The sequence below is a fragment of the Streptomyces apricus genome (genome assembly GCF_008369065.1).
Lineage (GTDB): Bacteria > Actinomycetota > Actinomycetes > Streptomycetales > Streptomycetaceae > Streptomyces > Streptomyces apricus.
In genome coordinates this window covers 1-4,935 of sequence record NZ_VDFC01000061.1, presented here as the reverse complement: position 1 = coordinate 4,935, position 4,935 = coordinate 1, and the positions used below count along the sequence as shown (strand labels likewise).

At 72.0% G+C, this 4,935-nt stretch carries 5 protein-coding genes; 3 read left to right on the top strand and 2 right to left on the bottom strand.

Annotation, left to right across the window (positions count from 1 at the left end; translation table 11 throughout):
• Window positions 1-260 precede the first annotated feature (260 nt).
• Window positions 261-1,253, top strand: coding sequence for a LacI family DNA-binding transcriptional regulator (locus tag FGF04_RS32635; RefSeq protein ID WP_149514996.1), 993 nt, complete (start codon window positions 261-263; stop codon window positions 1,251-1,253).
• Between the two features lie 108 nt (window positions 1,254-1,361).
• Here FGF04_RS32635 and FGF04_RS32630 read toward each other — a convergent pair whose 3' ends face one another.
• On the bottom strand, window positions 1,362-2,108 hold the full coding sequence (locus FGF04_RS32630; RefSeq protein ID WP_149515026.1) for a sulfite exporter TauE/SafE family protein: 747 nt from the start codon (window positions 2,106-2,108) through the stop codon (window positions 1,362-1,364).
• Window positions 2,109-2,254: 146 nt separating this feature from the next.
• Window positions 2,255-2,866, bottom strand: coding sequence for a TetR/AcrR family transcriptional regulator (locus FGF04_RS32625; protein WP_223146424.1), 612 nt, complete (start codon window positions 2,864-2,866; stop codon window positions 2,255-2,257).
• A gap of 230 nt (window positions 2,867-3,096) precedes the next feature.
• On the opposite strand from FGF04_RS32625, the gene FGF04_RS32620 reads away from it, so the two are divergent.
• Both FGF04_RS32620 and FGF04_RS32615 read left to right on the top strand, forming a co-directional pair.
• A complete protein-coding gene (locus FGF04_RS32620) occupies window positions 3,097-3,699 on the top strand; it encodes an NADPH-dependent F420 reductase (RefSeq protein ID WP_149514995.1) in 603 nt (200 codons plus the stop codon).
• A 38-nt stretch (window positions 3,700-3,737) separates the two neighbouring features.
• Window positions 3,738-4,781, top strand: a complete 1,044-nt coding sequence (locus FGF04_RS32615) for an alcohol dehydrogenase catalytic domain-containing protein (RefSeq protein WP_149514994.1) — start codon at window positions 3,738-3,740, stop codon at window positions 4,779-4,781.
• The last annotated feature ends 154 nt before the right edge of the window (window positions 4,782-4,935 follow it).

Here is a 4,935-nt window from a genome sequence, read left to right as displayed (position 1 = left end):
GGGGGTGCGGGGGTCGAGGGCCAGGGAGGGAGCGGTTTCTCACGATCGGCACGACGCATCGAGGACCGTGTGACGGGCACGCAGGGGCCGGGCGAGGACCGTGCGGTGGAGCGGAGGGGAGCACCCCTTTGGGCATGCTCATGCCGCTCCGGCCTGCGGATACGCTGCCTACAACGCCATGACGCAGAGCCGGAGGCCGCCTTGAGGAGAAAACCCGCCCCGCACACCGGTCCGGACAACGGCACACGGGACGGACAGGCATGAAGCGCCCGACCCTCGAAGTGGTCGCCGCCCGGGCGGGCGTCTCCAAATCCAGCGTCTCCCGCGTCATCAACGGCGAGACGACGGTCGCCCCGCAGATCCGGGACGTCGTCATGCGGGCCGTGGACGAACTGGGCTACGTGCCCAACGGGGCGGCGCGCAACCTCGTCACCCGCCGCACCGACACCCTCGCCGTGGTGGTCTCCGACCCGCCCCAGGGAGTCGTCTCCGACGACCCCCTCTTCTCCGCCGTGGTGCGCGCCATAAGCCGGGAGCTGGAGACGGCGGGGAAGCGGCTCGTGCTCATGCTCGCGGAGTCGGACCAGAGCCGCACCAGGGTGGTGCAGTACATCGCCGGCGGGCACGTCGACGGCGTGCTCCTGGTCGCCCTGCACGGTACGGATCCGCTGCCGGCCGCGCTGGCCCGGCAGGGGCTGCCCGTCGTGTCCTTCAACCGCACCTCCGCACAGGACGTCCCGTACGTGGCCCTGGACAACGCCGGCGGAGCGGCACTGGCCGTGGGCCATCTCCTGGAACGCGGCCGGCGCCGGATCGCCACCATCACCGGGCCGCTCGAACTGTACGAGGCGCGTGAGCGCCTGGACGGCTACCGCCGGGCGCTGCGTGACACCGGCCGTCGCTCCATCGTGGCGCTGGGCGACTTCACCAGGATCTCCGGGGCCGAAGCCATGCACCAGCTCCTGGAGGACGATCCCGGCCTCGACGCGGTGTTCGCGGCCAACGACCTGATGGCGATCGGGGCGCTGCGCACCCTGCACCGGGCGGGCCGGCGCGTCCCCGAGGACGTGGCGGTCATCGGCTTCGACGACATCGAGGCCGCGTCCTACACCAGCCCCGCGCTCACCTCGGTGCGCAGCCCGATGGCCGACCAGGCGACCGCCGCCGTCCACCTGCTCTTCAGCCTGATCGAGGGAGGCCCCACGGACCCGGTGATCATGCCGAACGAACTCGTGGTGCGCGAATCGACCTGACTCCACCCGGAGTCGGGGCGCGCGGGCGGTGGGCCTGCGGGCTCGTACCCCGGTCGCCGGTCGGCCGCTTCGCGGTCAGCGCCCGGCGCCGGTGGGGCGCGCGTCAGGTCAGCGCATCGCGTCGACCGCGTACAGGGCGCCCAGTGCGGCGGCGAGGGTACCCAGGAGGAGGCGGAGGAAGGTCTCGGACAGCCGGAGCCGGAGGCGGGCGCCGAGGTAGCCGCCGATGAGACCGCCGGCGCCGCAGGCGAGCCCGAGGGTCCAGTCCGGGGCGACGTCGCCGCCGTGCCCCAGCGCCAGCAGGGCGTAGGTCCCGGCGCCGACCACGGAGGTGACGAAGGTGGAGGCGAGAGCGGCCGGGGCGACCTCGGCCACGGGCAGGCCGCGGCCGACGAGGACGGGGCCGATGATCGAGCCGCCGCCGATCCCGTAGACGCCGCCCACGACCCCGACGACGAGCGCGAGGCCGGTCACCGCCGGAGGCGAGGGCTGCGGGCGCGGCCCGTCCGCACGCCCGGGACGGAGCGTGCGGGCGATCAGCCAGGTGCCGAGCGGCAGCAGCAACGCGGCGACCAGGAGCCGGAAGACGGCCGGGCCGGGGAGGACGAAGACGCGGACGACGGCCCCCAGGACGACGCCGGGCAGGGTTCCCAGCACCAGCCGACGCACGAGCGGACCGCCCAGAGCGCCGTCCCGCCGGTGACGCAGCAGAGCACCCGGCCCGGCCACCACGTTGTAGAGCAGGTTCGTGGGCGTGACGGCGGGGTCGGGCACGGAGAAGACGCTGAGCTGCACCGGGAGCAGGAACACCGCACCGGACACGCCGACGGGCGCGGTCACCACGGCGATCAGCATCCCCACCGCGAGCCCCGCCGCACCCAACTCCCACACCACGCTGCCCCCGCGTCACTCGGCAACGACCGACCCTCACGTCGCAGAGGCTACGGGCTACGACCTGCTCACCACCGCCGGGCCGGGCCGGACCCGTATCGGACCCTGTTTCACGCCTGCTTGAGCTGTTTGCGGTTGGCTGTCAGGATTTCGTCGGACAGGCCGGGGTCGGCCTCGGCGACTGCGCGGGATACCACCACCGCGCCGACCATCTGGGAGAACAGCGCCACCGCCTGTTCGCGGGCCTGGGCCGGAGTCGGTTCGGTGCCGGACTGGTGCGCGCGGTCGAGCACCATCTGCGTGATGGTGCCGAAGAACTCCTTGAGCCCGCGACAGTACTCGGCCTGGGACGCGGCGCCGTGGCGTCCCGCGTCGACCGCCAGGGCGGCCGAGGCGCAGCCGGTTTCCGGGTGGTCGCGGTGGGTGGCGGACACATACGTGTCGACCATGTCGTGCAGGGCCGCCCGGGCGGAGCGGGGATGGGCCTCGCAGATGCCGGAGAGCGCGTCCAGGGAGTCGGCGAAGCCCTGGCGGTACACCTCGAGGGCCAGGTCCTCCTTCGAGGAGAAGTGGTTGTAGAACCCTCCGTGCGTCATCCCGGCGGCCTTCATCAACTCCTCGATGCCGATCCCGTCGATGCCGTGCAGCCGGAAGCCTTCGCCCGCCGCCCGGACGATCTTCTCGCGGTTGAGCCTCTTCTGTTCCTGGGTGATGCGTGGCACCTCGGACACCTCCCTGACGAGACGGCACCGCCCTGCGCGGGCCGAGGCCGACATGTCGCCCGCTGTGATGATACCTGACATCAAAAAGATGCCCTCGCGCATGCTCCGGCTTGACAGTTAATGATGTCGATGGCCATCATAATTTTGATGGTGGGCAACATTAATAGGCGGCATGGAAAGGGCGGGCCGGGCCCGCGGATCCTTCGAATCCCCCTGAGAGGAAGACGCTGATGGACTTCGGAATCATCGGGGCAGGCGTGATCGGGCAGGCCCTCGCCGGGCATCTCGTGGCGGCGGGCCACCGCGTCGTCCTGAGCAACAGCCGCGGTCCGGACACGCTCGGTGACACCGTGGCGCGGCTCGGGCCGTCGGCCACCGCCGGAACGGTCGTCCAGGCGGCCGCCGCCGACATGGTGTTCCTCGCGGTCAGGTGGCAGGACATCCCGGCCGCGTTGGCCGACGTGCCGTCATGGGACGGACGGATCCTGGTCGACACCACCAATCAGATCGCCGGCCCGGCACCGGGCGACCGCGTCGACCTCGGTTCGGACACCGGCAGCGAGTTCGTCGCCCGCCACGCTCCGGGCGCCCGCGTGATCAAGGCGTTCAACACGCTGTACGCCCGGTACATCGCCCCCGACCCGCGGCACGCGGAAGGCCGTCAACTGCTCTTCTACGCCGGGGACGATGCGGACGCGAAGACGGCCTTCCACGTGCTCGCCGACGAGATCGGCTTCGCGCCGGTCGACGCCGGGCCGTTGCGGGACGGCGGCCGGCTGATGCAGGTCGGCGGCGGTCCGCTCTCCGCCCTGCACGCCCTCAAGCAGGACTGACCGGAGGACGACATGACCCAGCACGTCAGGGGCATCACATGAAGGCCCTCGCCTACGAAAAGGCCCACCCGCTCGACGCGTTCGCCCTCGAACTCGTCGACGTGGCGGAACCACGGCCGCGCGACGCGGACCTGCTCGTCGGGGTCCGCGCCGTGGGAATCAACCCGGGGGAGACGGCGATCCGGCGCACGCGCAGCGCCGAACCGGGCGGACGGCTCATCCTGGGATGGGAGTTCGCCGGGGTGGTGGAAGCCGTGGGCCCGGACGCCACCGGCTTCGCGGTCGGCGACCGCGTCATGGGCACCGGAGACATGGCACGGGACGGCGCCTGGGCGGAGCGGCTCTCGGTCGACCACCGTGTGGTGGCGAGGATTCCGGACCGGCTGTCCTTCTCCGACGCCGCGTCCCTGCCCATCGGCGGCCTCACGGCCTGGGAGGCACTGTTCCGAGACCGCGACCGCCACGGTGACCGCGATGGCGACCGTGACGGTGACGGTGACCGCGACGGCTTGGCGGCGGGGATCGATCGCGTGCTGATCGTCGGCGGCGCCGGCGGTGTGGGGACGCTGGCGACACAGCTGCTGAAGAGCAGGACCTCGGCCCTGGTGGTGAGCACGGCCTCGCGTCCCGCGTCGCGCGAGTGGTGCACGAGGGCGGGCGCGGACGCCGTCGTCGACCACACCGGAGACGTCCCCGGTCAGCTGCGCGACGCCGGAGTCGACCGGGTCGACCTGGTGTTGTCCACGGCGGGGACCAGCGGCAACATCGGCTGGATCGCCGAGATCCTGCGGCCGTTCGGTCACCTCGCCGCCGTCGACCTGAACGGTCCCCTCGACCTCGGGCCGCTCGTCGGCAAGTCCGTGTCGCTGCACACCGAGACCGTCTTCAGCAGCTTCATGGCCGGTGGCGACGTCGCCGGTCAGGGCAGGATCCTCGCCGAGCTGGCGGCGGACGCGGTCGCGGGCCGGATACGTCCCCTCACCACGACGGTGCTCGGCGGCCTGAGCGTGGACACGATGAGGACGGCCCACGAACTGGCCGAGAGCGGGCGGACGATCGGGAAGACCGTGATCGCCATGTGAACGCGTCCCTTTTCTGCGGAGCCGGCGCTGGCGCCGCAGCAGCCGCCCTCGCCGTCGTCGGCACCGACGCCGCCATCAGAACGCCCCATCCAGAACGCCCCCGCAACGCCCCACCCCCCATTTCACCTCACGAAAGAGATCCTCATGTCCGACC

Bases quoted from the DNA above. Each gene is read 5' to 3' on its own strand.
- FGF04_RS32630 (WP_149515026.1), bottom strand. From the start codon at position 2,108: ATGCTGATCGCCGTGGTGACCGCGCCCGTCGGCGTGTCCGGTGCGGTG.
- FGF04_RS32615 (WP_149514994.1), top strand. From the start codon at position 3,738: ATGAAGGCCCTCGCCTACGAAAAGGCCCACCCGCTCGACGCGTTCGCC.
- FGF04_RS32635 (WP_149514996.1), top strand. From the start codon at position 261: ATGAAGCGCCCGACCCTCGAAGTGGTCGCCGCCCGGGCGGGCGTCTCC.
- FGF04_RS32620 (WP_149514995.1), top strand. From the start codon at position 3,097: ATGGACTTCGGAATCATCGGGGCAGGCGTGATCGGGCAGGCCCTCGCC.